The organism is Streptomyces sediminimaris (assembly GCF_047049295.1).
Lineage (GTDB): Bacteria > Actinomycetota > Actinomycetes > Streptomycetales > Streptomycetaceae > Streptomyces > Streptomyces sediminimaris.
The window spans coordinates 1288020-1313643 of record NZ_JBJWOT010000001.1; the positions used below are offsets into that span (position 1 = coordinate 1288020).

General features: G+C 71.0%; 41 protein-coding genes. 6 read left to right on the forward strand and 35 right to left on the reverse strand.

Going from position 1 to position 25624, the window contains the following annotated elements; genetic code table 11:
* Nucleotides 1-63 precede the first annotated feature (63 nt).
* From ACJ9NR_RS05920 to ACJ9NR_RS05945, 6 genes are all read right to left on the reverse strand, one after another.
* Complete coding sequence (locus ACJ9NR_RS05920; RefSeq protein ID WP_412489376.1) at nucleotides 64-654, reverse strand: hypothetical protein; 591 nt, start codon at nucleotides 652-654, stop codon at nucleotides 64-66.
* A complete protein-coding gene (locus ACJ9NR_RS05925) occupies nucleotides 651-1157 on the reverse strand; it encodes a hypothetical protein (protein WP_412489375.1) in 507 nt (168 codons plus the stop codon). Before ACJ9NR_RS05925 ends, ACJ9NR_RS05920 begins: the two co-directional genes overlap by 4 nt.
* Nucleotides 1154-1807, reverse strand: a complete 654-nt coding sequence (locus ACJ9NR_RS05930) for a hypothetical protein (RefSeq protein WP_412489374.1) — start codon at nucleotides 1805-1807, stop codon at nucleotides 1154-1156. The genes ACJ9NR_RS05925 and ACJ9NR_RS05930 overlap by 4 nt, the downstream gene beginning before the upstream one ends.
* On the reverse strand, nucleotides 1789-2259 hold the full coding sequence (locus ACJ9NR_RS05935; protein WP_412489373.1) for a hypothetical protein: 471 nt from the start codon (nucleotides 2257-2259) through the stop codon (nucleotides 1789-1791). Before ACJ9NR_RS05935 ends, ACJ9NR_RS05930 begins: the two co-directional genes overlap by 19 nt.
* Before the next feature lie 81 nt (nucleotides 2260-2340).
* Nucleotides 2341-2490: a hypothetical protein gene (locus tag ACJ9NR_RS05940; protein WP_412489372.1), complete on the reverse strand. Its 150-nt coding sequence runs from the start codon at nucleotides 2488-2490 to the stop codon at nucleotides 2341-2343.
* Nucleotides 2491-2534: 44 nt separating this feature from the next.
* A complete protein-coding gene (locus ACJ9NR_RS05945) occupies nucleotides 2535-2843 on the reverse strand; it encodes a hypothetical protein (protein ID WP_412489371.1) in 309 nt (102 codons plus the stop codon).
* Nucleotides 2844-3026: 183 nt separating this feature from the next.
* Between ACJ9NR_RS05945 and ACJ9NR_RS05950 the strand changes: the two genes are divergently transcribed.
* A complete protein-coding gene (locus tag ACJ9NR_RS05950; RefSeq protein ID WP_412489370.1) occupies nucleotides 3027-3326 on the forward strand; it encodes a helix-turn-helix domain-containing protein in 300 nt (99 codons plus the stop codon).
* A gap of 65 nt (nucleotides 3327-3391) precedes the next feature.
* Here the strand turns inward: ACJ9NR_RS05950 and ACJ9NR_RS05955 are convergent, their stop codons facing one another.
* From ACJ9NR_RS05955 to ACJ9NR_RS06085, 27 genes are all read right to left on the reverse strand, one after another.
* Nucleotides 3392-3595, reverse strand: a complete 204-nt coding sequence (locus ACJ9NR_RS05955) for a hypothetical protein (protein ID WP_412489369.1) — start codon at nucleotides 3593-3595, stop codon at nucleotides 3392-3394.
* Nucleotides 3592-3816: a LexA family protein gene (locus tag ACJ9NR_RS05960; protein WP_412489368.1), complete on the reverse strand. Its 225-nt coding sequence runs from the start codon at nucleotides 3814-3816 to the stop codon at nucleotides 3592-3594. The genes ACJ9NR_RS05955 and ACJ9NR_RS05960 overlap by 4 nt, the downstream gene beginning before the upstream one ends.
* 77 nt (nucleotides 3817-3893) lie before the next feature.
* Complete coding sequence (locus ACJ9NR_RS05965) at nucleotides 3894-4364, reverse strand: hypothetical protein (RefSeq protein WP_412489367.1); 471 nt, start codon at nucleotides 4362-4364, stop codon at nucleotides 3894-3896.
* Nucleotides 4365-4614: 250 nt separating this feature from the next.
* Nucleotides 4615-4935, reverse strand: a complete 321-nt coding sequence (locus ACJ9NR_RS05970) for a DUF6221 family protein (protein WP_412489366.1) — start codon at nucleotides 4933-4935, stop codon at nucleotides 4615-4617.
* 39 nt (nucleotides 4936-4974) lie between these two features.
* Complete coding sequence (locus ACJ9NR_RS05975; RefSeq protein WP_412489365.1) at nucleotides 4975-5397, reverse strand: pyridoxamine 5'-phosphate oxidase family protein; 423 nt, start codon at nucleotides 5395-5397, stop codon at nucleotides 4975-4977.
* A 314-nt stretch (nucleotides 5398-5711) separates the two neighbouring features.
* Nucleotides 5712-7088: an IS1380 family transposase gene (locus tag ACJ9NR_RS05980; protein WP_412487485.1), complete on the reverse strand. Its 1377-nt coding sequence runs from the start codon at nucleotides 7086-7088 to the stop codon at nucleotides 5712-5714.
* A gap of 221 nt (nucleotides 7089-7309) precedes the next feature.
* The gene (locus tag ACJ9NR_RS05985) at nucleotides 7310-8020 is read right to left on the reverse strand and encodes a zinc ribbon domain-containing protein (protein WP_412489364.1); all 711 of its coding nucleotides are present in this window, start codon (nucleotides 8018-8020) and stop codon (nucleotides 7310-7312) included.
* 102 nt (nucleotides 8021-8122) lie between these two features.
* Nucleotides 8123-8698: a hypothetical protein gene (locus ACJ9NR_RS05990; protein WP_412489363.1), complete on the reverse strand. Its 576-nt coding sequence runs from the start codon at nucleotides 8696-8698 to the stop codon at nucleotides 8123-8125.
* 173 nt (nucleotides 8699-8871) lie between these two features.
* Entirely contained in the window at nucleotides 8872-8997 is a 126-nt protein-coding gene (locus tag ACJ9NR_RS05995; RefSeq protein ID WP_412489362.1) for a hypothetical protein, read from the reverse strand.
* Nucleotides 8998-9098: 101 nt separating this feature from the next.
* Complete coding sequence (locus tag ACJ9NR_RS06000; RefSeq protein WP_412489361.1) at nucleotides 9099-9452, reverse strand: hypothetical protein; 354 nt, start codon at nucleotides 9450-9452, stop codon at nucleotides 9099-9101.
* A complete protein-coding gene (locus ACJ9NR_RS06005; RefSeq protein WP_412489360.1) occupies nucleotides 9449-9721 on the reverse strand; it encodes a hypothetical protein in 273 nt (90 codons plus the stop codon). The genes ACJ9NR_RS06000 and ACJ9NR_RS06005 overlap by 4 nt, the downstream gene beginning before the upstream one ends.
* Before the next feature lies 1 nt (nucleotide 9722).
* Complete coding sequence (locus ACJ9NR_RS06010) at nucleotides 9723-9971, reverse strand: hypothetical protein (protein WP_412489359.1); 249 nt, start codon at nucleotides 9969-9971, stop codon at nucleotides 9723-9725.
* Nucleotides 9972-10179: 208 nt separating this feature from the next.
* Nucleotides 10180-11745, reverse strand: coding sequence for a WhiB family transcriptional regulator (locus tag ACJ9NR_RS06015; RefSeq protein ID WP_412489358.1), 1566 nt, complete (start codon nucleotides 11743-11745; stop codon nucleotides 10180-10182).
* Nucleotides 11742-12104: a hypothetical protein gene (locus ACJ9NR_RS06020; protein ID WP_412489357.1), complete on the reverse strand. Its 363-nt coding sequence runs from the start codon at nucleotides 12102-12104 to the stop codon at nucleotides 11742-11744. The genes ACJ9NR_RS06015 and ACJ9NR_RS06020 overlap by 4 nt, the downstream gene beginning before the upstream one ends.
* A complete protein-coding gene (locus ACJ9NR_RS06025; RefSeq protein WP_412489356.1) occupies nucleotides 12104-13939 on the reverse strand; it encodes a zinc finger domain-containing protein in 1836 nt (611 codons plus the stop codon). Before ACJ9NR_RS06025 ends, ACJ9NR_RS06020 begins: the two co-directional genes overlap by 1 nt.
* Nucleotides 13940-14118: 179 nt before the next feature.
* Nucleotides 14119-14682, reverse strand: coding sequence for a hypothetical protein (locus ACJ9NR_RS06030; protein WP_412489355.1), 564 nt, complete (start codon nucleotides 14680-14682; stop codon nucleotides 14119-14121).
* Entirely contained in the window at nucleotides 14679-14918 is a 240-nt protein-coding gene (locus tag ACJ9NR_RS06035; RefSeq protein ID WP_412489354.1) for a hypothetical protein, read from the reverse strand. Before ACJ9NR_RS06035 ends, ACJ9NR_RS06030 begins: the two co-directional genes overlap by 4 nt.
* Nucleotides 14915-15772 carry a hypothetical protein gene (locus tag ACJ9NR_RS06040; protein WP_412489353.1) on the reverse strand — a complete coding sequence of 286 codons (858 nt, stop codon included), beginning with the start codon at nucleotides 15770-15772 and terminating at the stop codon, nucleotides 14915-14917. Before ACJ9NR_RS06040 ends, ACJ9NR_RS06035 begins: the two co-directional genes overlap by 4 nt.
* Complete coding sequence (locus ACJ9NR_RS06045) at nucleotides 15769-16197, reverse strand: hypothetical protein (protein WP_412489352.1); 429 nt, start codon at nucleotides 16195-16197, stop codon at nucleotides 15769-15771. The genes ACJ9NR_RS06040 and ACJ9NR_RS06045 overlap by 4 nt, the downstream gene beginning before the upstream one ends.
* Before the next feature lie 17 nt (nucleotides 16198-16214).
* Nucleotides 16215-16529: a hypothetical protein gene (locus ACJ9NR_RS06050; RefSeq protein WP_412489351.1), complete on the reverse strand. Its 315-nt coding sequence runs from the start codon at nucleotides 16527-16529 to the stop codon at nucleotides 16215-16217.
* Between the two features lie 94 nt (nucleotides 16530-16623).
* Nucleotides 16624-17010, reverse strand: coding sequence for a hypothetical protein (locus ACJ9NR_RS06055; protein ID WP_412489350.1), 387 nt, complete (start codon nucleotides 17008-17010; stop codon nucleotides 16624-16626).
* Nucleotides 17010-17618 (reverse strand): hypothetical protein, encoded by a 609-nt coding sequence (locus tag ACJ9NR_RS06060; protein WP_412489349.1) that lies wholly within the window; start codon nucleotides 17616-17618, stop codon nucleotides 17010-17012. The genes ACJ9NR_RS06055 and ACJ9NR_RS06060 overlap by 1 nt, the downstream gene beginning before the upstream one ends.
* Nucleotides 17619-17620: 2 nt before the next feature.
* Nucleotides 17621-17893 carry a hypothetical protein gene (locus tag ACJ9NR_RS06065; protein WP_412489348.1) on the reverse strand — a complete coding sequence of 91 codons (273 nt, stop codon included), beginning with the start codon at nucleotides 17891-17893 and terminating at the stop codon, nucleotides 17621-17623.
* Complete coding sequence (locus ACJ9NR_RS06070; RefSeq protein ID WP_412489347.1) at nucleotides 17890-18477, reverse strand: hypothetical protein; 588 nt, start codon at nucleotides 18475-18477, stop codon at nucleotides 17890-17892. The genes ACJ9NR_RS06065 and ACJ9NR_RS06070 overlap by 4 nt, the downstream gene beginning before the upstream one ends.
* Nucleotides 18474-19148, reverse strand: a complete 675-nt coding sequence (locus tag ACJ9NR_RS06075; protein WP_412489346.1) for a hypothetical protein — start codon at nucleotides 19146-19148, stop codon at nucleotides 18474-18476. Before ACJ9NR_RS06075 ends, ACJ9NR_RS06070 begins: the two co-directional genes overlap by 4 nt.
* 231 nt (nucleotides 19149-19379) lie before the next feature.
* A complete protein-coding gene (locus ACJ9NR_RS06080; protein WP_412489345.1) occupies nucleotides 19380-19586 on the reverse strand; it encodes a helix-turn-helix domain-containing protein in 207 nt (68 codons plus the stop codon).
* Nucleotides 19586-19831 (reverse strand): helix-turn-helix domain-containing protein, encoded by a 246-nt coding sequence (locus ACJ9NR_RS06085; RefSeq protein ID WP_412489344.1) that lies wholly within the window; start codon nucleotides 19829-19831, stop codon nucleotides 19586-19588. Before ACJ9NR_RS06085 ends, ACJ9NR_RS06080 begins: the two co-directional genes overlap by 1 nt.
* Nucleotides 19832-20000: 169 nt before the next feature.
* Here ACJ9NR_RS06085 and ACJ9NR_RS06090 point away from each other — a divergent pair, with 169 nt between their 5' ends.
* Nucleotides 20001-20525, forward strand: a complete 525-nt coding sequence (locus tag ACJ9NR_RS06090) for a hypothetical protein (RefSeq protein WP_412489343.1) — start codon at nucleotides 20001-20003, stop codon at nucleotides 20523-20525.
* A 441-nt stretch (nucleotides 20526-20966) separates the two neighbouring features.
* On the opposite strand, the gene ACJ9NR_RS06095 is transcribed toward ACJ9NR_RS06090, so the two are convergent.
* On the reverse strand, nucleotides 20967-21317 hold the full coding sequence (locus ACJ9NR_RS06095; RefSeq protein ID WP_412489342.1) for a hypothetical protein: 351 nt from the start codon (nucleotides 21315-21317) through the stop codon (nucleotides 20967-20969).
* Between the two features lie 173 nt (nucleotides 21318-21490).
* Between ACJ9NR_RS06095 and ACJ9NR_RS06100 the strand changes: the two genes are divergently transcribed.
* The 4 genes from ACJ9NR_RS06100 to ACJ9NR_RS06115 all read left to right on the forward strand — a co-directional run bounded on the left by ACJ9NR_RS06100 (nucleotide 21491) and on the right by ACJ9NR_RS06115 (nucleotide 24852).
* Nucleotides 21491-22678: a site-specific integrase gene (locus tag ACJ9NR_RS06100; RefSeq protein WP_412489341.1), complete on the forward strand. Its 1188-nt coding sequence runs from the start codon at nucleotides 21491-21493 to the stop codon at nucleotides 22676-22678.
* A 198-nt stretch (nucleotides 22679-22876) separates the two neighbouring features.
* Nucleotides 22877-23512 (forward strand): ATP-dependent Clp protease proteolytic subunit, encoded by a 636-nt coding sequence (locus ACJ9NR_RS06105; RefSeq protein WP_412489340.1) that lies wholly within the window; start codon nucleotides 22877-22879, stop codon nucleotides 23510-23512.
* A gap of 7 nt (nucleotides 23513-23519) precedes the next feature.
* On the forward strand, nucleotides 23520-23828 hold the full coding sequence (locus ACJ9NR_RS06110; RefSeq protein ID WP_412489339.1) for a hypothetical protein: 309 nt from the start codon (nucleotides 23520-23522) through the stop codon (nucleotides 23826-23828).
* Between the two features lie 550 nt (nucleotides 23829-24378).
* Nucleotides 24379-24852 (forward strand): C40 family peptidase, encoded by a 474-nt coding sequence (locus tag ACJ9NR_RS06115; RefSeq protein ID WP_412489338.1) that lies wholly within the window; start codon nucleotides 24379-24381, stop codon nucleotides 24850-24852.
* Nucleotides 24853-25157: 305 nt separating this feature from the next.
* On the opposite strand, the gene ACJ9NR_RS06120 is transcribed toward ACJ9NR_RS06115, so the two are convergent.
* Nucleotides 25158-25616 carry an ATP-binding protein gene (locus tag ACJ9NR_RS06120; RefSeq protein ID WP_412489337.1) on the reverse strand — a complete coding sequence of 153 codons (459 nt, stop codon included), beginning with the start codon at nucleotides 25614-25616 and terminating at the stop codon, nucleotides 25158-25160.
* Nucleotides 25617-25624 lie beyond the last annotated feature (8 nt).

Here is a 25624-nt window from a genome sequence, read left to right on the forward strand (position 1 = left end):
CGGGGTAGATGGCCCGGTAGACACCGGGGTAGATCTGGGTAGACGCGGTGGTAGACGTGCAGGTCAGGCGGCGGTAGACGGCTCGGTAGACGTCTCCTCGGCCGGAGCCTGATCGGGGGTGAGGTCGGTCTTGCGGACGCCCCGCGTGGGGCCGCCGCCGGGGGCCTTGACCTTGGGGTGGACGGGGATGCCGAGGGCCTCGATACGGGCGCGCAGGTCCCCCACCGTCCGACCCTCCCACTGACCCTGCTGCTGCAGGTACGCGAGGACGGTCCGCAGGGGCACGGCGGAGGCGTCCCCCATCACCTCGAGCAGGAGGCGACGCACGGCCTCGGCGGAGGCCTCCCGCGAGGGCTGCCCGGCGGGAGCGTGCCGGTCCTCGAGGGCGGCCCTGCCCGCCCGCCAGGACGCGGCCAACCAGGCGACGCTCAGGAGCCACAGCACGTTGGGTACGGCGCGGATCAGGCGCCAGAGCACGTAGAGGCCGAGGCCGAGCAGGGCGATGCGGAGCCAGCAGCCGAGGGCGGCGCGCCAGCCGTCGAGGTCCTCGCGGCGGCCGCGGGCGATCCACCCCTGCACGCTGGCGATGAGGCGGCGCAGGACGGCGGCGGAGCCGGTGGCGAGGCGGTCGGCAGCGCGGCGGTGGCGGCTCACAGGATCCCCGCTCCCTGCACGGCGGAGACCACGCCGTTGCCTGCTGCGTTGAGGGCGCCGGGCAGCCAGACCAGGGCGCCGGCCACGCCCGCGGTGAGCAGCAGGACGGAGCCGACGAACGCGCCGCCGAGGATGCGGCGCTTGTCCTTGCGGCCGGCGCCCTTGTAGGAGAGGCCGACGAGGAACACGACCAGGACGGCGATGACGGCGCCGGTCGCGCCGAGGCCGACGAGCTGGCCGCTGGTCAGGCTGGCGGCCGAGCTGGTGCCGGCGGCCGCGGCGCTGGCGCGGCCGCCGGTGGCGTTGGCGACGGTGCCAGAGTGGGTGTGTGCCCAGCCGAGGATGCCGCCGGGGCAGGCCGCGGCGCAGGCTGCTGCGGCGAAGCCCTTCCCGAACGAGGCGAGCTGCTTGATCTCGCGGTTCCCGGTCCACCAGGGGTGCAGGTTCGCGGTGAGGATGATCAGGGCGGCGAGGAGGCCGCCGAGGGTAAGGGTGGTGGTCATCGGTGAACTCCGGTGAACAGCGTGATCGGGTCGAACCAGTCGAGGACGCCGAGTGCGCCGACGAGGACGGTGACGAGGAGGAAGCGCGGCACCAGGCGCTTGGTGTGCCGGTCGAGGTACCAGGCCGCGGCGATGGCGACGCCAGCGATGACGTAGGCGGCGCCGATACCGGCCTCGGTGCGGGCCTGGTGGAGGGTGGTGGACCAGGCGCCGACCGGGCTAGTGCCTCCGGCCCAGGGCAGCAGGGCGGCGAGGACGGCCACGACCATGCGCCAGGTGATGAGCCGGTCCCACAGGCGGCCCCGCCACGGGGCGGCATCCGGCTCGGGCTCGGGTGCGAGGAGGACGACCTCGTGGACGTGCCGGACCTCGACGGGCGCGGGCGGCGGTGGCGCCTCGGCCGGGGGCGGCGGAGGTGGCGTGTCCATAGGCGGCGCCTCATCGGGCTCGGCCAGCCGCGCGGGCAGCGACGTACCGGCGGGGATGATCCGGGTCGGCGTCACGGGCCGTTTCTCAGGCGTGGGCATGGCGGGTTCCTGGTGGCCGAAGGGGCGGGCATTGAGGGCGCGGAGGCGGGCGCGGACGCGCAGCTCGTCGCCGCCGGGGGTGGGGGCGAGTTGCGGTCGCGCGATCACTGCGGGGTCGGCCATGGCGCCTCCGGTCGTACCGGTGTGCGTGCGGGAGGGCGGCCGGTCGTACCGATGGAGGGCGTGCGGTACGACGGGGGCAGGCTCGTCGGACGTGGTGTGGGACCGGCTTCCGCGGCGGTGGTACGTGGTGTGGGACTGGCCGTCGCACCGGTCTGATCGGTGATCGGACGGGGGCGGTAGGCGGTAGGCACGGTCATCTGGGCGGTGCCGCGTGCGGGCCACTGACCAGGGTCACACCGTGTGATCCAGAACCGTTCGATCGTCGGGCGCTGGTCCTGCGGGACAGCGCCGGCGTCCCACACCTTGCGGTAGGTCCCAGCGACGATGTGCAGCGCGGAGCGTACGGCGTCGGACACGTTCATACCCGTGGCGAGCATCGTCTCGAGGTCGTCGTACAGCTGCTGGTCGACCTTGACGGAGGCGGTCTTACCGACGGCGGGCGGTGTGGTCACGGTGTGACTCCCGGTGTGACGGGTCTGCGGGCGGGGCGAGTGCTGCGGCCCCGCGCATGGGCGGGGCCGGGCGGACGGGGGTCAGTCGTCGGGGTCGTCGGCGGCGCGGGTGTCGTGGCCGCGGGCGGCGATACCGGTGAACGCGAACTGGTCGCGCGCGGCGCCGGCCGCGGCGGTGCGTTCCTGCTTCGTCCGCAGGTCGCTCGCGCATGCCTCGGGCGTGCTGGGCATGCCGGCTACCTGGTTCGGGATGCGAGTGCTGATGCGGCGCGCCATCACACGGCCCTCGCGAGCTCGCGGAGCCGCCGGGCGTACTGGCCGTGCGTCGTGGCCGCGCCGCGGTCCGGCAGGAGCGCGGCGACCTTGTCGGCGGTGTCGCCGGCCACGGCCGTGGGCAGCGCGTGCAGCTGCTCGGCGGCGGCCGTGTTGAACGCGCGGCGGAGGCCGGCGTCCTGCAGGAGGCGCGCGTGGTCGCCGGGTTGCTCGAGCTGGTCGGCGATCCGCTCGACGACGACGCGGGCGTACGAGGGTTCGGGGAGCGGCGGGGTGGGCCGCCCAGGGGGCGTGGTCGTAAGGTCGGGCATGCCTGCCTCTTCGTGGATTTGAAGGTGGGCACCCCCGGCCCATAAGGCGTGCCAGCGCCGGGCCGGGGGTTTTGTTGTGAACAGCGCGGGTGTTCACCCCGAACTGTATGGTGACCATACCCCATGTCGTGCGGTCACCATACGCCCTCGGGGAAATGAGCCCGCCGGACGGAAGGTGCGGGCATGGCAGACGAGGAGGTTCAGCGCGTGTTCGACGCCCTTGACGAGGTGGAACGCATCGCCGACCCAGAGGCGCGATCGCGCGCCCAGGCTCAGATCACAGCGCAGACCCGGGAGCGCAGCGCCCGATGGAACGCCGAGCGAGGCGAGCTGGCCCACCGAATGCAGGCCGAGGGCGAGTCAGTCCGCGGGATCGCGAGGCGTCTGGGCATCAAGCCGAGTACAGTGCAGGACCTGCTGCGCGGCTACAAGGGCTCGGGCAAGGACCGCCCGCCAGCCGAGGGACGCGGCACGACGGAGTAGCAGCGATGGGCCCCTGCCGGGCGGGATACGGCAGGGGCCCACGCACGCCGGACCCGGCGGCCTGGTTACGCGTTGTGCGACCAGCTCGCGAGTACGGTGCCGTCCTGCTCGTCGACGAGGGTGATGCGCGCCCCGGTCTTGCCCCAGCTGCCGACCCACGACGTGAACTTGCCGCGGACAGTCGCCTCGCGCGGCCACCAGCCGTGCGCGACCGGATTGCCGGCGGCGGCGAGTGTGAGGTGGAAGCGGTCCGCGGGCGGGCAGGTCATGTGAGCCGGATCCCGCGTGGGGTGCGGGGCTGGCGAGTGATGTATCCGAGGGCTTCGATGCGTGCCAGGTGCCAGTGCACTGTGGCCGTGCTGCGCATGCCGAGCCGCTCGCCGAGCTCCTTCACGGTGGGCGCTTCACCGCGCTCGGTGATCGCTTCGCGGATGCAGCGGAGGATGCGCTCCTGGGTGCCGGTGAGGTAGTCGACCCTGCGGTTGGCCATACTGAATTAGAGCGCGTGTTTGATTCTTGGGACAAGTCGTGCCCGGCACAACTACTGAAACCGAGCAGCTAAGCGCCTCAGTTGGCCGCGTCGGTGCTCTGGCTTCCTTCGGCCGCCAACTGTGCGGCGAGCACATTGAAGGCGGCCACATACCTGTTCGCTGCATTCAACGATGTGCTATCCGGCTTCACGGTGAACGACTGAACGGATCCGTTCCCGAATGTGATGTTGATCGCCGCTGCACCCTTGTTCTTCCGGCCCGTGGCAGCCGCGGACATGCCCATGGTGACGGCGCCAGCGGCGAGTCGCGTAGCGGTCCATGCCTTGTGCGCGCCTGCGTTGAAGAACTCGGCGCTGCCGCCTTGCACCGGGCCCAGGTTCGTGATGCCGTAACGGGAGCACGGCCAGAGACGCAGAAAGGCCGCCTGATTCAGTTCCTTCTCGGCAGGATGAGCGTCCCGCCACACCTTCAAGGCTGCCTTCTCAGCCTGGTGCGCCTCGCGTGCGACTGCGCGGGCGGCTGCTTTGTCGGGGTCGCGTTTGAACATATTTCTCACCCCTGTCTGGTGATCGGCCGAAGGAGCCGCAAGGGGCGATCTGTACGGATCGTCACATGCCAGCCTAGGGGTACCGTCCTCTGCTGTCCTGACGGGCATTGCCTGCTCAGTCGGTCGTGGGAGACGATTCCTGCCTGTGGCCGACCGCAATGCTCAGGGTGGCCAACTGTGGCGCTCAGCCACAACCCGCTTCACGGTCAAGGACGCGCTCTCCGCAGCCGCTCTTCCGATCAGTGCGGGGTCAGGGATACCAGCTGTCCTGCCAGGCAGGATGCAGTTCGAAGGGCAACGCGAGAGCTTTCATAGTCTGGAAGGCGATGGCCGATTCCAGTGGCCAGCACACACCCTCTTCCTGCTCGTGCCGGATGCGCTGCTCGCACCGGGCCAGGATGCGCTGCTGAGTAGCGATCCGTTCGCGAATTTTGGCGGGACAGGGACAGGAACACGTTGGGGCGCCCAGATTGGGGACGGGGCAGGTGAATTCATGGAAGAGCATGCTGTCGTGTTCTTCCTCGCCCCAGCGGGCGCGAAGGAAGTCGGACAGCTCGATCTCGATGCCCATATTTGCCACCTGTCGCGCGGCGGGCGCCCGAAGGGCTGGTCAGCGGTTGAGGCGGTAGCCGGTGACGAGCTCTGTTTGGATACCAATGATCTCATCCAGGTCCCGGTCGATCCAGGCGATGAGTAGATCGCGATACCGGTCGGCCTGCAGCGGCTCGGTGATCAGGCGGGCTCGGCCGGTAACCATCACACTCCACCCCGTCTGGGTCAGAGGATCTAGGTGGTCGGCCTCGTAGACCATGACCTCGTCGAGGGACGTGTGATGCATCAGCGCCGATCCGGTGTGAGTGCGGATGACGATCGTGTCGCCGTCGACGAGATGGTTGACCGGACGGATCACCGGCAGAGCCTGACTGGTGAAACCGACGCGTCCCATGGGAACACCGGCCAGCAGCGCCAGGGATTCCTCCCGGCTCAATTCGATCATCCGGGAGGTGGAGATACCAACAGGATCGCTCTTCATAGCCGCCTCTGAAACCGCAAGAAGACAAGTACCGAAGTATCGAGGGTGCATGTTTCTACTCCAGTGGGGCCAGGGACCTTTGGCCCCACTTTGCAGCCTGTCCGGCGCCTACCGCTGGCCCGTCAGGAGTTCGGCCTGGAAGGGCCGCATTAACCTCGATCTTTCGTGACGGTCCGTCGGTTTCTTCGGCGGGCCGTTTCGGTTGTTCGAGCTGGTGGTGGTCAGGCTGATGGCCCGACTGTCGCGTCGGGTGGGCGCCGGGTTCCACGGCTCCGGTCGGGGTGCTGCTGCTCGCAGGGACGGGAACGTGCTGGTCAGCCAGGGTTCGGGAGAGCGTCAAGTCGTGCCAGGGCGTCGGTGATCACGTCGGTCCAAGGCCAATGGCGTGTGAACCTCAGGTACCGGCGGCGGGCGGTGGTGACGATCTGGGCGGCGGCGGAGAAGAGACGGATCCGGAGACGCCGGGGCTCCCACCTGCGGATTTCGCCAGTCAGAGCGAGCATGGGCATCCATGCGAGGAGATCGAGGGCGATCTGGACGATCTCCAGCCAGATCTGGTTCTGCGCGGTGTCGTGCAGGGGCAGGTTACGCAGGCCGGTGGCGCGGGCTGCCCGGATGCGGTCCTCGGCGCGTGCCCGCTGGCGGTGCCGCAGTTCGAGTGCGGCGATCGGGGCGTCCGCCGTGTTGGTGGCGAAGCAGGTGAGCCGCAGGCCGTCGGCGTCGGTGATCCGCAACTGGGCGCCGGGGTGCGGCCGTTCCTTGCGGACGATCAACCGCATCCCCTTCGGCCAGCCGTTCAGCACGTCACCGGCGATCTCGGCGACCCAGGCGCCGTCACGGATGTCGCCGCCGGTCTCGACGGCCGGCGTCCAGGCGGAGGGAGGAACCTTCAGGACGGCCTGGTGGATGGCGTCGGTGATGGTCATGCCGACCGAGTACGACAGCCACCTGCCGCGCTGGGCGAGCCAGGCGACGAACTCGTGGGTGCCGCCTCCGGAATCGGCGCGAATCAGAGTCCGTCGGCCTCGCCGGTAGGTCTTCGGCAGCTGGGCCAGAGCCAGTTGGGTGGTGGCGATGTGGTCGGCGGCGGTGTTGCTGCCTGCGTTTCCGGGCCGCAGCACAGCAGCCACCGGCTCTCCGGACCCACCTGTGCCGTGGTCGACGAACCCCATCAGCGGGTGGTGCCCGAAGGTCTTCTTCCAGGTGGCGGCCGCGTCCTGCTTGTCGGAGTGGGAGATCACCAGGACTCCGTCCAGGTCCACGGTCACCTGCCCGTCGGCGTCCGGCGCCGCGTCGCCGGCCAGTTGCCAGACGTGTTCGCGGACGTGAGCGCGGGCCTGGCGGATCGCGGTCAGAGCGCGGTTCCCGCTGGCGGCGAGGGTGTCGATGAGCCGGGAGACCGTCGGATCTGAGGCCACCGGCCCGAACACGCCGGGCTCGGCCCGCAACATGGCGACATCGGCGAGGCAGTCGCCGCCGACCGCGACCGCGAGCGCGAGATCCAGCACCGTCTTGCCGGGATCGTGCACCGCGCGGGACTTCCGCCACGGCGCCAGTGCCGTCGATATCGCCTGATCCAGACCGGACTTGCGGACCGTCTCCACCAGCAGTACGGCTCCGGCCTGCGAGACCACCCCGCGACCGCCGCCCTCAGCGCGGACACGCGGGTACGACCCGATACGCTTCTTCACCTGGAAAGTGCCTCCGACAGGGGCGGGAACAAGGGCCTAGACAATCCTCATTCTCGCTGGTCAGAGGCACTTTCTGCTGTCTTGATCACCAGCTGGACAGCCCACTTCGTGAAAGCGCGAGGTTAACGGACGCTCTGCACGATGTGTGCCGGGCGCCGCCGAAGTAGTCAGCGCCTACTATCGCCACGATTCTTTGGCTGCCGCGACGGCAGGAATTGCGCTCATGCGGGGGTGTCCATCCAGGTACGACCGCATTTGCCGCACGAGACAGCGGGGGCCTGGCCGTCGCCGCCCTGCACGGTGAGCCGGCGGGCGTGGCAGTGCGGGCAGGGGTACGGCAGATCGGTGCAGCGACGGAGTATCGCGAGGGCGAGGGCGACGCGCTCGCCAGCCTCGCGGGCGACGGACTCAACGAGCGTGCGCTGGTCAGTGGTCAGCGGGCGGAACGGGCCGGGCGTCCCGGTGAGGCGCTGCTGCAGCCAGACGGCTGCGTGGGCGGGCGTACGGCTGGCGGTGTTGGTAAGGGACCAGCGGCGCGGGTCGGTCTGGTCCTGGGTGGCGATGAGTGCGGCCTTGAGGTGTAGCTCGTCGTTCCAGCCGCGGCCGTTGTCGACGGTGATGGGATAGCGCTGGGCGACGGTGGCGATGTGATCGGCGGTGCCAATGAGAGCGAGCTCGGTGGTGCGGATGGCATCGAGGGCGTCGAGGTTGAGCGGGGCGCTGCCGGCGCCGACTTCGAGCTCGCGGATGCCCGCGGGCTGGCGTGCCAGCTGCCTGGCGTCGGCGAGGGTGAGGCTGTTGAGGTAGTCGGTGATGCGGCCGGACGGGGGCCAAGGCGCGGAGACGTGGGTGTCGAGCATGTCGGCGAGCAGGTGCCAGTGATCGATGACGGTCTGCAGGTGGTCGTGTGCGGTGATCGGGGTGGGATTCATCGTGGCTCCTGCCGTGCGTGGGGCGGTACGGTGATCTCCACCTGGGGGCGTGCGCCGGTCCGGCAAGACAAGCTGCGCACGCCCCTTCGCTGTGCTCCGGGGTCAGCCCTCTTTCGGGCTGCGGTAGTTCACGGCGAAGCCGGGCAGACCAAGGCCGAAGTCCGGGTCAGCTGACGCGGGCCTGAGGGGTGCGCGCAGTTCGGTTTCGTCGACGCTGCACATGGGCTGCCGTGGGGAGCAGCCAGCGGGGACGCCGGTCCAGCGGAAGGGCTCTCGGCACTCGCGGCAGTTGACCTTGATGTCTGCGGCGTAGCCGATCACTGTGGCGTCGGAATCGCTGGCGGTGACCCTGTTGACCTCGACGTAGGCGTCGAAGTTCTCGTGCGGGCATGGCTTGTCCGGGTCGGCGCGGTGGCCGCGGAGCTGGACGCTGTCCGGGTCGATGACGATGTTGCTGTGTGCCCAGTGCGGCGATCCGCCGTGGGTGAGCTTGTTCCAGCCGGAGCCGTCCTCGTCGTCGAGGTAGAACGTCTCGCCGCCGTACTCGACGCGGACGACGTTGCGGCGGGTGCCGACGAGGTGGCGTGCCCAGTACTGAGGGAAGGCGTCGATGTCGGCGACGATGGCGGTGAGGCGGAGGGCCGTGCACGGCTCGCCGTTCCATCGGGTGTCGGTCATGCGGTTAGTCCTTGGTGTCGATGTCGCGGAAGGGTTCGGCCGGCAGCGCACGGCCGGTCTGGCTGCACGCCGTTCGAGGTACGCCTTGAAGTCGTCGACGATCTGCTGATCACCGGGCGTGAGCTTGAAGTTCGGGTTGTTGCCGCAGCGTGGGCCGGTGGAGTGGCGATCGTTCACGCCTGCACCTCGTCGGCGCGCACCAGCCGGTGGGCCAGGCCGCGGGCCGCGGCGAACGTGAACTCGGTTTCGCTGAGCGCGTCCTCCCCCTCGGGGAGGTACAGAGATCCGTCCTTGTTCACCAGGACGATGCACGTGGTCGCATTCCGCGGGGAGACCACTTCGTACCAACCTGGCCCAGAGTTGACGTCAGGCGCGGCCGCTCCCTGTTGCGTCTCGCCCGTCATGCATTGCTCCGGTGCTGGTGGTTGGGGCAGGTGGGGTCGTGGTCGGTACCGGCGGATGCCCACCACTGCTCGCAGCAGGCGGCGGCGAGGGCGACGGCCACGACGTCGTCGCTCGCGTCCGTGGCCGCTGGCGGGCGGGCCTCGCGCTCCGCTCGTATGGGTGTGCGGCGTAGCGCGTCGTCGAGGGCGCTCTCGCGCATGAACGCGACGACCGCGAGGGCGGAGCCGAGGACGAATACGGCGCATGCCCACGGAACGTGATGGATTGCGGCCTGGACGGCACAGACAGCGAGCCAGGTGAACAGGGCGCTGTACGCGACGTAGAGGAGGCGGTGCATGCGGCGGGTCACGGTGCACCCCACCCCTCGCCGAGTGCCGCGGCGATCTCCTCGGCCTGGTCGCGCCGCTCGCGGGCCTCGGCTGCATCGGCTGGGCAGAGGACGCCAGTGGCCGCGCTGATGTCCCAGCCGTTGTCCTGCGCCCAGTAGCGGGCGGCGGCCTGGGACTCGAAGAGCCGGATGGATCCGTGCTCGTCGAGGGCGATGGTGTCGTCGCTGACACAGTCGTCGTTGCTGCAGACGAGCTTGTAGGCGGGCTGGTCGTGCTGGGCGATGGGCATCTCAGGCCGCCTCCTCGTAGTCGCGGCGGGCGCGGGTGAAGCGGCGGGCCTGCACGCGGCCGCGCGCCCAGGCTGGTCTGGTCCTGCCGCGGTGCGCCCAGCGGGCGAGCTTGCGCAGGCCGCGGACGGCAGCGGCGAGGATGGCGATGACCGCGTACAGGACGAGGGTGGCGACGGCGGCCAGGATGACGAGCCAGGTGAGGTACGCCCAGCCGAGGACAGTCAGGGTGTCAATGACGTCGGCGATCACGAGCTGATCTCCTCTACTTCCAGGGGAAGTTGGGGGTCCCCTACGGGCACGGGCCGGGCGAGGATGACGCGGACACGGACGGGGTCACGGCGGATGGCGGCGCGCTGGTCGGGGCGGAGCTTGCGCCAGCAGCGGGACCCGATCCGCCGCGCGCGGGCGGTGGCGGACCGGATCGGCTGGTGGCACACGGCACACTCGGCGGCCGGGGTCACGACTGGCCGTCTGGCGCGCTGGTGGCCGCACGCCACGCGTCGAGGACGCGCTTGGGGACCTGGCCGACGCGGGGGCAGTCGATGCCGTTCGCGGCCGCCCAGGCCCGCACTTCGCGGGTGTCGTAGTCGCGGACGTACGTGCTGCTCTTGCGTTTCTTCTTCGGCGCCAGCTCCGCCTCACGCGACCGGAGTTCGGCCAGGCGCTTCTCGAGCTGTTCGGCCTCGGTGGTGATGGCGGTGAGTTCCTGGTCGGCGGCGTGCCGGTTGCGCAGGGCGGTGAGGAGGGCGCGAGCGCGGGCTGCCTGGTCCTGGACGTCGGAGTCGGGGTGCTCGTCGCCCCACTTCAGGAGGCTGCCGATGGGCAGCGCCTCAGCGGTGATCTCGGCCGTGCTCTGGGCGATGGAAGGGGCCAGGCTGGAGGCGGGGGCCGGAGCGGCGGGCGTGGTGGGTTTACTGGTGGTGGTCATCGTGGCGGGCTCCTGGTCGGTGAGATGGAGACGGTTGTCGCGGGCGGCCTGCGGGCCGCCCTGGTGATCGATCTCGGTGAGCAGGTCCTTCAAGGCCTGGACCGTCACGGGCCCCTCCTCCGGCTGAGCGCGGCGTAGGACGTCGTCGGTGAGGTGGGCGCCGGCGATGCATGCCTGCTCACGGCAGTCGCTGCGGACGTAGCCGACGGGCGGGCGGCCGTGGTGCTGCTCGAACACCGCGTGCCGGGCGTTGCAGCGGCCGCCGTCGGCATACAGCTGGGGCATCCGGCCGGACATCGGCCCGCTCCAGCGGGCGTGCCCGTCGCCGTACGGTTCGACATGCTCGGCGAGGACATCGGCGACCGAGCGGGAAGGGTGACCGCCCGTCTGCCCGGACGGCCCAAGGCCCGCCTCGCGGCGGATCCGGATGATGGTCGGCGCACTGATCCCGACCTGCTCGATGATCTGGCTGAACGTCGCGCCGGCACGCAGCAGCTCGAGGGTGCGCCGCTCGTTCTCCGCGCGCTGCTCGGGCGTGTACCGGAAGCCGGGCCCCTTCGGGTACGGGATGCCGTACGCCCGCCGGGTCGCGGTCACCACCCGCGCGGAGACACCGAGTTCCTTGGTGATCTGCCGCTGGGTGGCGCCCTGCCGCAGCAGCTCGGCGACGTCCTCACGTCCTGCCACCGCAGCCGATCCCGTCCGCTCGGTGCCGGAGTCCTCAGGCGACGGCGCTGCCGCCGTGTCCGTACGGGACATGGCCGGCACCGCTTGGGGTGTCTCCCGCCGCGGCTTGTCCGCTGCCGGCGGCGCGACGGTCTCGGCGGCGGCCGTATCGGTGTGGGCAAGGAGCTGGCGCAGCTTGTCGAGCGCGGCCGAACGGCCTGAAGGGAGCGCCGGCAGCGCGCGGCGTTCCCCGTAGGTGAGGCCGCCCCAGATGCCGTTGGACGTATCTGCCTCGAGAGCGTCGTACAGGCACTCGACGCGGACGGGGCAGCCGCCGCAGATCTCTTTCGCCTCGGTGGGCTTCGCCGCGGCGAAGGAGCGGCTGCCGCCGCAGGCCGCGGAAGCGCGCCAGTCCCCATCCGCCGTCATCGCGCGCCTCGTCTCTGCTGCTGGCCGAAGAGCGGGGGCTGAACGGTGGGCCTGCGCCGAGCAGGCCGGGCCCGAGGAGGCGGAGCCTGTTGGCCGTTGCCGCCGGTGCAGGAGTCCCAGTGGGCGACGGCCTTCCACTCAAGGAGCTCGGGCTCGGGCCGGTCGGCGTCGAGCTCGCGCACGACCAGGCCGCCGAGGCCGGTGGTGTGCGCGGCGAGCCCGCCGGCGGGACTGGGCAGCGCGTTGAGCGGCACGCGCCGGCCCTTGTTCGCGCCGGACATGCTGGTGGCCCAGCGGATCGGCGCCCCGCACCGGCTGCAGGTGGTGACGCCTCGGGTGGGGTGCGGACTGGTCGGCATCAGGACTCCTCTTCGCGCAGCTGGGCGACAGCAGCGCGGGCGGTGTGGGGCGTGGTGCGGCGGCGGCCGCGCGGCGTGGTGCAGGGCTGGCCCTCATCGGCGAGGCAGCCCGGCGCGGGGCAAGCGATCGTGAGCGCGCCGGTCAGGGCCGGGCGGCCGATCGCGGCACGGAAGGCGGCGGGCATGTAGTCGTCGCGCATGGGCGCCTCTTTGATGGCGCGCGGGACGGGGACAGTCGGCGCCGGCCGGGGCGCAGCGGCCGGGAGTTCGGGGAGCGCGCCGTACGCGGCGCGCAGCAGCTGGCCCGCGCGGAGCACGCCGTACCGGTGGAGCGCGGCGGCCGGCCCGTGCTCGGCGGCCACCGCGAGGACCTCGGCGTCCATCGCCGCCGACCGCTGCCGGTAAGTCGCCTTCTCCAGCACGCGCTCAGCGCGCACCTCGGCGAGCCGCTCATCCCACGCGCGGGCATGCCGCCACTGCTCGCTGGTGATCTGCCGTTTCTGCGCGCAGGTCTCGCAGGGTTCGCCGGTGGGCCAGGTGCGGCCGTCCTCGCACAGCGGCAGGCCGCAGCCCTGGGGGACGATGGCCACGTGCAGGAGCCAGGCGCCGACGTCGCGGATGGTGCGGGCGTCGCGGTAGCGGGCGGTGATCCGGGCGGCCATCCGCTCGGGTGTCATCAGGTTGTGCGCGACGTTGTCGAGCTGGCGGCCGATCTCGCGGGCCACTCGGCGCAGCATGAAGCGGCTGACCCGCTCGTTGAGGAGGTGGCGGGCGGGGGCCAGGCTGTCGTGGATGCGCTGGGTCCAGCGCAGCTCCGGCCCGGCGTAGGGGCTGCTCGGAATGGCGGGGGCGAGGTGGTTCCCGCGCGGAGCGCGAGACGTGCCCGGCCGGAACGTGTCCGGCACTGGCGCGGCCGCGTTGCCCGCGGGCTCCGGGACCCACTTACGGTCACGTCGCCTACGGCGGGAAACCCCCACTGCCTTCGTCTCAACGGGTCCGTCAATTACGTGGTCTTCCTCTGACGCGAGGGATCCGTCATCAAGATCCGCACCCGATCCGTCATGATTGACCGGTGACTCGCCCTGCCACAGCGGGAGTTGTTCCGGCTGACGGTCCTCGAGGGCCGCGCCCTCAGGCACAGCAGTGGCCGGGGCGGGGACGGGGTGCAGGGGGTGGCGGCGGGGTTCGTAGGCGTGGCGGCCGCGGGCGCCTTCGCGTCGGTGCACGGCCAGCCAGCCGGTCTCCTCGAGCTGGTCGACGAGGCGGCGGGCCTGCCGCTCGCCGAGGCTCTCGCCGGCGCGCTGGCCGGTGTGGTGGCGGAGCATCTCGCCGAGCTCGGAGACCGTGACGGGGATGCGGCGGGCGGTGGCGTAGGCGAGGAGCGCGTACAGGCGCAGCAGGCGGGGTGTGAGGGCCTCGGCTGCGCGCACCGGAATGCGCACCCACAGCTCGCCGTCGGTGAGGGGGCGGGTCATGCGGTGCGCGGATTCGCCGGTGCCGCCGGGCTGGGTGCGCCGCACGGTGGGGATCTCGGTGAGGCCGTCGATGGGGTCCGGCTGGGTGAGTGGGCGAAGGCCTCGCTCGACCGCTGACTTGGACAGGCCCAGGTAGGTGGCGAGGGTGGCGACGCGGGCGGTGCAGCCCTCCGGGCGGAGGGCGAGTGCTGCCACCTTGACGTAGACGCTCAGGGCCGCATCGGGGTACTGAGCGCCTACGACCAGGCGCAGGGGCACGCGAACGGTGAGGCCGCCGTCGCGCGGGCGCACCCGGGCGGCCGCGGTGTGCGGCTGCGGGTGCGGTGCAGCCGGTATGGCTGCGAGCGCGGCGGTGGTCACGGCGGTCTCTTTCTCGGTGTCGTGGTCGGGGCCGGGCCCCGCCCACTGGGGGAAGACAGGCGGGGCCCGGGGTGGCGGCTGCGGGCGTGGGGGCGCCCCGGGGAAGCGGCCGCCGGGTGGTTGGTCTTGGCGCTGGGTGGGCGAGGCGTGGTCATCGCCCACCCAGCCGTCTGGTGTGGTCAGGGCTCCTGGTGCAGGTAGCGGCGTCCGCGGGCCCGCTCGAGTTCCAGGGCGGGGATGACGAGGTCGTACAGCGGCTGCCGATCGTCGGGGCAGGCGGGCCGGTAGGCGATCCAGCCGCGGGTGTAGAGGACCTGCAGGGCGACGCCGGTCTGTGCCTCGGTCAGGCCGGTGGCGTGGGCGAGCTGGTCGAGGAAGGGCTGCTTCGGGCCGAGCCGGCCGTTCTTGTCGTTGGCGCGGGCCAGCAGCTCGTGCGCGATCAGGCGGGCGTGCGGGGGCAGGCCGGAGCGGGTGAGGCAGTAGCGGAAGACGGTCCGGAAGAACTCGGTGTCCATCAGGACGCCAGGGGCGATGGCTTCCTCGGCGGTGAGGGGGCGCGGCTCGTACATCGGCCGGTGGCACACCGGCCGCGCCTCCTCGGCGGGCGGCGCCTGCGGCTCCGGGGCCTGTGTCTCCGGAGCGGCCGGGGACGGCGCGGGCTCGGCGGTCGGGCTGGCGATGCCGGTCTGGCGGCGGGCGAGGTCGCCGGGCGTGGGGATGCGGGACTGGGCCGGTGCACTCATGTCGTCGTGTCCTTGTCGGTGCTCGGCGCTGGCAATCCAGCGGCCTCGTTCTGGTCGGTGTCCGGCGGGGGCTGGCGGTGGATGGGCCAGCCCGAGCCCGGCTCGAGGGGCGGAAGGCCGCGCTGCGCGCGGGGTGAGTGCCGGTCGCACCACCAGCCGTTGACGTACAGGCGGGCGTAGGTGAGCGAGTGCGGTGCCGGCTTCTGCCACGTGCACGGCGGCGGCTTGCGCTTCACTCGGGGTCGTCCGGCTCGGTGGGCTCATCCTGCGGCGGCGCGCTCGGCTGGTCGTCCCACGGATCGTCGTCCTGGCTCGGCTGCTCGAGTTCGAGGCGGGCGTTCCACGCGGCGAGCGCGAGGTGTCGGCGCACCGAGTCGAGCCAGTAGCCGGGGGCGCCGATGGAGGCGTGCCTCTGGATGGCGTGGCGGGCGGCGTCTCGGGCGCTGTGGGTCTCCTCGCGCAACCGCGGGAGCGGGGCGGGCAGTTCACGGTCGTGCGGCGAGTACGTCCAGGCTTCGATGCGGTACAGGTCGCTGGCGCTGGGGCGGAACTCCCGGCTGGCGTCACGCAGCTGGACGGCGTGGGCGATGCTGCAGGCCGGCTGGTGGCTGAACTCCTGCACGGACGGACCGGCCGCGACATACACGGTGTCGGGCGTGCACCAATGGTCTCCGCCCTCGGGGTGGGGGCAGACGGCTCCCCGCTTGGTGGGCTCCTGCACGTGCTGGTTGACGAGGCCGAAGCGCACGACCTGGAAGGTCGGCGTCTTGCTGCAGCCTCTCACCCAGCAGCGCTTGTAGCGGGCGTACGCCTGGTAGCTGCATTCGTCGCAGCAGCAGCCGGAGCCGCAGTTGCAGCCGAGCGACTGACCGTCGTCGTCGGTACCGGCACAGCCGCAGTACTCGTCCGGGTCGTCCTCGTCGTAGTCGTCGTAGTCGTCGGCGTTGCCAGCGACGATCTCCTTCGGGTGGTCGCCGGGCAGGAGATAGCCGGGCGCCCAGGCCCGCACGAGGATGCGGGCAGCGGCCTCGATCTCCTCCGGGGTCGGCGGCGTCGGCGAAGAGGCCGGAGGCGGGGTGGTGTCGGTCATGACGCTCCGATCACAGATGCGGGAAGGGTGGTGATGGCGCGCTTCCAGGCGCCGTCGGGATCGGCCTGGGCGGCGTGCTGCTCCCACAGACCGACCAGGCCGTCGGTCGAACGGCCCTGCGGGGTACGGCCGATGGGACAGCCGCACCGGCACACGGCGCGGAAGTCCAGGCCGTCGAGCTCGAGCACCAGGGCGTGAGGAGTGAACGCCGTCCCCGACCCGGCAGCAGCGCCGGCGGGGATGTCCTTCTCCTCACGCCTGGCCTTGGCCAGGGCGGTGTCGATCGCCGCGGCGAGCAGGCCTGGGGGCGCCTGCCACGTCGGGTCGGTGGTGCCGGAGGCCAGCAGCTGCACGAGCGGGCCGCGCAACTCGTAGGCCAGCAGCGGACGTACAGGCTGCGCGCTGCGCAGTACGCGCTCGATCACATCGAAGTCGGGCTCCTTCACCGGCCACCGCCCGGACGCATCGGGATGGCACGGAGCTCGGCGCGTGCGCGGGCGATCGCCTCGCAGCGGCCGGCGCAGTACCAGTGCTCTGCGGCGCCGTCGGCGGCACCGCCCACCTGGACCATGCCGTCCGCCGGCGGGCGACTGCCGTTGACCGGGCTACCGCAGCCGTCGACGGTGCAGACGTCGAAGACGGACAGGCTCACGCCGGGGCGGCTGGTGCCGGTCTTGCCGCCGTTCCAGGCCAGCCGAGCCTTGCGCTGGCCCTCGCTGACTTCCGGCAGGCGCGGGCGCTGGGCACGGGTTGGCATCAGCCCTCACCGCCCGCAGCAATCCGGGCGGCCAGAGCGACGAGCAGGACGGCGGCTGTGAACGAGGCGACGAGCAGCAAGTGTCCGAGGGACATCAGCCTTCACCGTCCTCGTCGAACTCGGCCAGGCCGCGGGTGTCGAGGCCGAGCGGGGAAGCCGCGGAGTGCATGCGATCCACGGCGGCCGATAGAAGACGAGCGATGTGGACGGCGTCGGTCACGGCAGCTCGGAGTTGCATGACGGCCTGCTGCGGGTCACGGCCGCCGTCGACGGTGACCCGGCTGTCCTGGTGGGTGCGGTCGACGGGTCGCATCGTCTGCTCGATGGCCTGCGGCAGCATCCCCACCAGGTAGGCAAGGGATCCGATCGCGTCGTAGGCGTGCGGCGGGTACTGCCAGTCGCCGCCGGTGGTGATGGTGTCGTGGTTGAACTGGCGGACCAGGTCGGCCGCCTGGGACAGGGAACGGGACGGTCCGGGCATCAGACGGTCACCGCCAGCGCGCGCGTGGCGTGGATGTCGGCAACGGCGACCCACGCGGCGGCGTCCTCGAGCGCGGCGAGGCCGCGGATGGCGTGGCGCCAGCGGAGGGTCGAGATCGGGTGGGCGCCGTTCTCGTCGGGCACGGCGCCGGCGAGCCAGCGGAGCGTGCCGTCGGCGTCGCGGTGCCGGCTGATGATCCCGTACAGCGTCTCGGGGGTGACGGTGGCGGCCTGGCGGGTGACGAGGTACTGGTGTGGCTCACCGCCCGGGACGACGGGGTGCCCGGGCCACAGCCACACGTCGCCGATACGGCGCGGGCTCTGGCCCCAGCCGGTGAGAGACGTGTGGGTGCAGACCTCGGTGAGGCCCTCGCCGGTGATGGTGCAAACGGTGCCGCAGTCCCGGCACAGCAGCCGCAGCTGCACGCGCCCGAACGTGGTGGCGTGGGAGCACATGCCGTTGGCGCAGGCGTGGGGCTGGTCGCCGGTGGCGACGGGACGGGCGCCCTCGTCGCGGCGAACCTGGACCTCGTCCCACGTGGGGTTGGGGCAGAGGTCGGTGTGCGTGTAGGGGGTCCAGCCGAAGTAGGTCTCTTCGATCAACTGCATGGTCAGGCGGCCTTCTTGGCGTGGCGTGCGTGGTGCTGCACGCGGATGGGCTGGGTCTCGTCGACGCGAGGCGGGGCGGCGTGCCAGCGCAGGCTGCGCGGCGCGTGGCTGGGCAGGGCCGGCGGCGGCTGATACGCGGGCACGCGGTCCGCGGGGTCGGAGCCGACGGGCTCCTCGTCCAGGGCGAGCTTGATCAGGGCCAGGAAGAGGGCGCCGGTGCCGCACCCGATGCCGCTGCAGGCGAGCCACTGGGCGGCGCTGGCGGTGCCGTTCACGGCGTGGCCTGTGCGGGTGCGGGGATGACGCCCATGAGGTGGGCGGCCGCCTGGTCCTCGAGGAGCTCGGGCACGTGCTCGCCGCGGAGGAAGACGGTGGCGCCGTCCTTGCTGCCGACCGCCTCGGCGGCGGTGCCGTGCACCTTCACCTTCTCCGGGCTGATGCGGAACTGGTGGAGCCACCAGCGCCAGGCATCGATGGACTGCGGGTCGACGGTGACGGCGAGGGTGTGCGCGTCGCGGATCACGACCGCCGTGACGTCCGGCTGCCGACGGGCCTTCTGGGCGACGGTGCCGGCCGGGGAGTCGAGGTCGACGTCGAGACCGACGCGCGTAGTGCATCCGGCGAACTCCGACTCCTCAAACTCCTCGGGCTCCGGGGGCGGTTCGGCCACCGCGTACTGGACCGGCGTCTCGTCGCCCGCGGCGCCGAGGGCCTCGGCGATCAGGGCACGTACCGGGCCCGTCAGCTCGAGGGCCAGGGCCTCGCGCTGCCGTGCGTCCAGCGGCAAGTCCAGAAGGTCAGTGGCCATGTCGATCGCGGAGTGCAGCTTGTGCGGGACGTGCCGCGGGTCCTGGATCACTCGCCACCGTCCGAGATCTCGGCGGTGTACGCCATGACCTGCAGCTCCTCGGGGGTAGCGCAGGCGCTGCACAGGTCGGCCATCTGCTGGTTGGACACCCAGTAGCAGCCGCCCTCGCAGGCCTGGTCCTCGGTGCAGCCACAGCGCACGCAGCGGGCGGTGTCCTCGCTGTCCAGCTGCTCCGTGTGCACCGACTGCACTGGGGGGACGGCGGGCACGTAGGCGGTCACGCTCGCGCCGAGCGGCATGGGCTGCGGTGCCGCGGGCGCCGGCGGCGTGGCGTCGTCCGGGCCGGGGGCGGGAGGCGGGTTGTGCTGCTCGAAGACGGCTGCGGCCTCGACGGACAGGAGGACCTCGGCGCAGACGGGGACGCCCTCCAGGTTGGCGCGCGCTTCCATCCAGACGCCGTGCAGGTTCTCGTCGCGGGTGGCCGGGACGTCGGCGAACTCGGCGAACTCCAGTACGCCCTTGGGCTCGTTGGTGCCGAAGTTGAGGCGGAGGCAAAAGCCGGTGAGGTCGCCGACCACGGCGGCCTGCCGGGGCAGGGTGGCGAGCTCGCCGACGATCCGGTCCAGCAGCTCGGCCGCGCGCCGGTAGGCCTCGCGTTCGCGGTCCAGGCTTCTGGACTCGGTGGGTGCGGCGAGTCGGGACGGCTGGGTAGCCTGGTTCACGTGAACCTCATTTCGTAGTGGTGAGGTGACGTCTCGAGCGGGGTCGTGTCGGACGGGCAGGTCCGGGACGGCCCCGTTTGCTGCGCGGCCACTGGCCGCTGTGTCGGGGGGGAGTTCAGGCGCCGAGCGGGCGGGGCCGCCGGCACTTGCGGCACTCCATCCGGCCCTTCGGGTTGCGGTGCTCGCAGGTCGGGCACTGCCAGCCGAGGAGGCCTCGGCGGCGAGCGCGCATCAGGCGGCTTCGAGCAGGTGCACGAGGGACGCCGTGATGACGCGGTGGCGCCCCTGGAGGGGCAGCGTCTTGACCGGCGACTGGCCGCTCTTGATCAGCTCGTGCAGGTAGCTCTTGGACACGCCCAACGCGGTGGCGGCCTGCGGCACGCTGACCGTGGCCGGCCAGGCGCGGACCTCGTCGAGGGTGGGGACCGTGGCGGGCATCAGGCTGCACCTGCCGTGCTGCCGGTCTCGGCCTCGGGCGGGGGCGGCATCAGGTCGGCGATCTCGCAGTCCAGCGCCTCGGCGAGGCGCTTGAGGACTCGGGGCGAGGCGCCCCGCATCCCTCGTTCCAGCCACGACATGTGCGAGGGGTGGATCCCTGCCGCAGCGGCGAGCTCCCCCTGGTTCAGGCCGGCCTCGATCCGCCTGCGCTTGAGTCTCTGCGGGTCTTGGGTGGGTGGAGACATGCCATCAGAGTAGCGGTAAGTAGAAGCAAGTCAAGGACAAAGTAGCGATAAGTAGAAAGCCGTTTGTGAAGGAGTTGTGCGGTGGGGTTCTGGACTTGGGCGCAGCCCCGTACACCTGGGAGAGTTGACGGAAGTTGACGAAAGTCGACGAGAGTAGGAGGACGTAGCCATGGGCTCGCCCGAGCACGGCACCCCCCAGCCGCCGCCCGAGGCAGACCTCATCCGTCTCGCCCGCCAGGCGCGCGGTCTCAGCCCCGAAGAGGCCGCCGACCGGACACCCGTCCGCATCAAGGGCTTCCGTTGGCGTCAGATCGAAAAGGGATGGAAGGGGAAACCCGGTGCGTCCGACCCCGCCAAGGCGCCGGACAAGACACTCGCTCACATGGCCCACACCGTCGGCGTCTCCTCTGCCCGTCTCGCCGAGCACCGCCCGGAGGCCGCGGAGATCCTGCGCGAGATCGAGATCCAGAGCGTCGAGCGCAGCGACTCCCTGCCCGACCCCCTGAGCAGCCTCACGCCCGAGCGGCAGCGCATCATCCTGGACATGATCAGGGAACTGCCGCCCGCGGACCGTGCGCCGGCGCTGCGCCGCCTCGCCGAGCGCGTCGAGGCCGGCGAGCTGGACAGAGCCGAGGACCCGTCAGGGCCGCGCGAGCGGCACGGACTTGAGGAGCGGCCACCTCACGCCATGTAGTAACAGTTCAGTCACGATGAGTGTTTGTTCGAATCACAACAGTCAACTCCTGTCGCATTGTTTGTAGCCCGCATATTTCACCGACATGTGCGGAGTCCGAGCCGACAGTGCACAGGGGACGGGAATGATTTGGTTCGTTCTCGCGGCTGGGTTCGGCGCTAACTGCATCGTGTTTGTGCTGCTCTTCCGGCGGCTGAGGGGGGACCTCAACCGGCAGCTGCGCGACATGCGTGCCGAGCACAACAGCGAATGGATACTGCGCGCCCTTCGGGACGCGCCAACGGAAGCGGCTGCGCTTCAGGCCGCGAATGGGAGTGGATACGAGCCGCCCCCCATGGGCCCGCAGCCCGTGCGTCGGAAGCGGCACCTCGGATTATTCCTGGGCGGAGGCGTCGCCGCACTGCTGGCCATCAGCAGGGCAGCGCGGGACAGATGGCGCAGTCACCGCGGCCAGCTCGTCACCACCACGGTGGCAGCGGCCATGACCGCAACAACCGTCGCCGTGGTCATCGTCAGTCCATGGGGGGACGACAGCGATGACGGGCCGCCGTCCTCCGCACCGACGGCTCGCCCGACCGCCAGCGCTCCCCCCGGCCCGACCGGACCGCCGCCACGCAACAGCCCGTCAGCGAGCCGATCCGGCCAACGCAGCAGTACGAGCCCAGAACCTGACGGATCGGCCAGCGCGTCGAGCACCACACCGCTGATGCCGATCGATGAGGCGACACGAACGAGAACGCCGGGCGGGCTCGGCTCGCCGCCGCCGGCGCGCGGCGAGCCCTCGCCCAGCACATCTCCTCCGGCCGGGTCCCCGCCGCAGGAGACAACCCCTGCCCAACTGCCGTCCGAGACACCGCTGAGCGCACCTCCGTCAGGCCTGTGCGTCGGCCTCGGCGTCCGCCCCATGCTGGACCTCGAGGCCTGCCTCCTGGGGGGTGATGGCTGACCCAAGAAAGAAGGAGCCCATGCCCGAGATCAAGAAGGTCGTCCTCGGAAGCGGTGCCGTGCGGTACCGCTTCGTGGTCGACATCGGCCGCGACGAATCCGGTAAGCGCAAGCAGCTGACCGTGACCAAGAAGACCCAGAAGGAGGCTCAGCAGGAACTGGCCCGGATCATCAACGAGCAGACGAACGGCACCTTCGTCCCGCCCAACGAAATGACCGTGCGTCAGCTGCTCGACACGTGGCTGGAACGCAAAGCAGACGACCTCGAGGAGAGCACCCTCCAGGGCTACCGGAACGCCCTGTGCCACGCGTACGAGTATCTCGGGCATGTGAGGATGCAGAGGCTGACCGAGGATCAGGTGATCTCGATGGCGGCCTGGCTGGTCGTGGCCGCCCGGCGCCGGGGCGGGACGCCGGGTACCGGTCTCAGGCCGCGCACAGCGCAGGGGGTCCTTGCTCGGCTCAAGGAAGCCCTCAACTGGGCCGTGATCCGCAAGTACGTCCACGCCAACGTTGCGCAGTACGTCCAGGTCCCCAAGCGGGCCTGGAAGGAAGATCGGCGCACCAACAAGCGCGTCGCACCGTGGAACGTCGTAGAGGTCAGGGACTTCCTCGTCGGCCTGCGCGGGGAGCGGCTGTTCGGACCGCTCATGCTCAGCCTCATGGGCCTGCGTCCCGCCGAAGTGGCCGGCCTACGGTGGGAGGACATCGACCTCGACAACGGGGTGCTGACCATCGGCAACACCCGCACGATGATCGGCAACGCGCGCGTGCTCGAGAAGGACACCAAGACGGAGGCCGGTGAGCGGGTACTCCCGCTGCCGGAACCCGTCCGGCAGGCTCTGCTCGCCTTCAAGGCTCTTCAGGAGATCGAGCAGATGTCACTCGGCGGCTACTACCAGGCGTCGGGCTACATGTTCGTCGATCACCTCGGGCAGCCCCTGACGACACGGCATCTGCGGGAGGCGTCGTACTCCATCATGGGCCGACTGGAGCTGCGCCGTGTGCGGCTGTACGACGCGCGCCACTCCTGTCTGACATTCCTCTCGGTCAACGGGGTGCCTGACGCGGTCCTCGCAGCGTGGGCGGGCCATGTCAGTGCGGACTTCACGAAGCGTGTGTACGTCCATCCGAGTCCGGAGGACCTCCGGTCGGCATCCGATCACCTGACGGTGCTTCTCGGCTTCGACGACGAGAGCGCGGCCTGAGTCGCGATGTGGCGATGTGAGAGTTTGTGAGAGATCTGCTCTAAGCGAAGCGCAAAAAGGGAACTTGACCTGCGGCTTCCTGGTGATCACTAGGATGTGCCCCCATCATAACGTCACGTACGTCCTGTACATTTTTTACGGAGACAGCTCCTGAGAGACAGCTCAGCGAGAGAGCTCTGCCGCGAGGAGGGGTATGCCATGACCCGACCGTCCGCCCGCTACGTCCTGCCCGAGTTCACCGAGCGCACGAGCGCCGGGCAGAAGACGATGGACCCGTACTCGAAGCTGCTGGAGGAGCGGATCGTCTTCCTCGGCACCCAGATCGACGACACGTCGGCGAACGACGTGATGGCGCAGTTCATGCATCTGGAGTACCAGGACCCGGACCGGGACATCTCGCTGTACATCAACTCCCCCGGCGGCTCCTTCACGGCCATGTCGGCGATCTACGACACCATGCGGTTCGTCAGCTGCGAGGTGGAGACGATCTGCATGGGACAGGCGGGTTCCTCGGCGGCGGTGCTGCTCGCGGCCGGCACACCGGGCAAGCGGCTCGCGCTGCCGGGCGCGCGCGTGGTGATCCATCAGCCGGCGCTGTACGAACCGGTGCAGGGCCAGGCCAGCGACCTCGCCATCCAGGCCGACGAGCTGACGCGGACGCGGGAACGGCTCGAGGAGATGCTCGTCCGGCACACCGGGCGCAGCCCTGAGCAGGTGAGCGCCGACATCGAGCGGGACCACGTCCTGGACGCCCGGGGGGCGCTGGAGTACGGGCTGGTGGACCGGATCATCAGCAGCCGCAGGTCCACCCTCGCCCCGCCGACCGGGCGGTGAGCGGCCGGTGCTCCCACCCGAACTCCCACCGTTGCCCGCCCTCACGCGCGCCGAGGGCGAGTTGATCGACCGTTACCTCGACGTGGTCGACCTGCTCGGCCGCGTCAACCCGGCGCGGCAGAAAGACACCTACAGCGGACTGCGGGCCGCTCAGGCGCTGGTGGGCGAGGCGGTCGCACTGCGCGACGCCCTGGCGCTGATGCACCAGCGCGGCGAGAGCGAGCTGCACGTCCCCACGCTGGGGCGCGCGCTCCGGGTCCTGGACGGCGAGCGGCGCACGGCCCGGGTCACCGTGCCGCCGCACTCCGGCAGTTGACGCGGGTGCGGCCGGTCCGGACGCGGTCCGGTGGTGAGGCGTCCGGACCGGCCGGGAAACGGACCAAACGGGCTACCGCCTTTCGGCGTAGACACGACTGCGATTTTCCGGGGGTCCGAGTTGCACAACACGGGTGGACCCAGGCCGGAATAGAGCGTTCCGGTGCTGGTCCGGGACTCGGCCGCCCCCTCAACGCCCGTTCGAACGCGCGGGTGTCCACCCGAACGGGTGAGTGGTGAGTAACAACACAAATCCCCGGTTCCGTTGGGATTTTCGGACATCGGTAGGTGAAGATCCCTGTCTGACGACAAGCCCCCGCCGCAGCGGCGGGGCGATCCGTGCGGACGCCGAGTCCTGCCGCCGCCCGGATGACCGGTCGACAGCAGTGGATCGGCAGGAGTGGAGGACCCAAGCACAACGGGTCGCCGGAACGGTCACGCCATGGCCGGGCCGAGCAGCCCTCGGGGTGAAGCCGCGTCAGCGGCCGGGCAACTTCGCCAGCCCGAATCCGACAGGTCATCCTTCACAGGCGGCTGACGAAGGGTTGCGCATGACTGCGCTCAATCGTGTCCCGTCGCTGATGGCCCGGGCCGGTACGGCCTCGGCGCTCACCATCGCCGCCGTGGGCGGCTCCATCGTGGTCCCGGGTGTCGCCTCCGACGCCGCGGCCGCCACACCGGCGACGAAAGCACTTCACATCGCGGCTTCCAAGAAGGGCTCCCCCTACAAGTGGGGCGCCGCGGGACCGCACAGGTTCGACTGCTCCGGGCTCACGCTGTACTCCTTCAAGAAGGCGGGCAAGAAGCTGCCCCGCACGGCGGCCCAGCAGTACAACAGGACCCATCACATCTCCGCGAAGCACCGCAGGGCCGGAGACCTCGTGTTCTTCCACTCCGGCCACAGCGTCTACCACGTGGGCATCTACGCCGGGAAGGGGAAGATCTGGCACGCCCCCAAGACGGGGGACGTCGTGAAACTGCAGAAGATCTGGACCAGGAGCGTCTGGTACGGCCGGGTCGGCTGACTCTCCCGCGGGGGCGGCGGCGACCTGACCGTCCACCGTCCCCGCGGGGCCCGACCCGGTCCCTGCAGGAGCCGCGCGTCGTCCGGGCCGGCGCGCAGATCCTCTTCGCCTTCCTGCTGATCGCCTTCCTGCTGATCGCCTTCCTGCTGATCGCCTTCCTGCTGAGCCCGGCCGTCACCCAGCGCTTGCCGTCGCCCGACACCGTCCGGCGCGCCGTCCACCTCGTGCGACCGCGGGGGCGGCGGCCCTCTGCGGGTGACTCGGACCGAGCCCCGGGCCAGGAGATGCCTCCTCCAGCCGCTTCCCTACGGCTCCTGCTGCCCCGCTGCCGTCACGGGTTCCGCCGGGACGGTCCAGGGCAGTTCGATGGAGACCGTCTTGCCGCCCTCCCTGGTGGGCCGCACCCGCAGTCTTCCGCCGCACTCGGCCGCCAGCCAGCGGATGATCACCATGCCCCGGCCGTTGTCCTGCTGGACCGCGGCGGGCAGCCGCTTGGGGAAGCGGGGGTGGGAGTCCGTGACGCCGATGCGCAGTTCCTCGTCACGGTGGAGTTCGAGGCCCACCGTGAAGGTGGGTGACTGCCCGAAGGTGTGCTGTACGGCGTTGGTGGCCAGTTCGGAGACGATCAGGCGGATGGTCTCGGCAGTGTCGGTGCTCGCCGGAAGCCCCCACTCCGCCAGCGTCTCGACCACGTAGCCCCGGGCCGCCGAGACCGAGGCGGGTTGGCTCGGCAGAGTGACGGATGCTTCCAGATGGTCTGCCATGGCGCGGT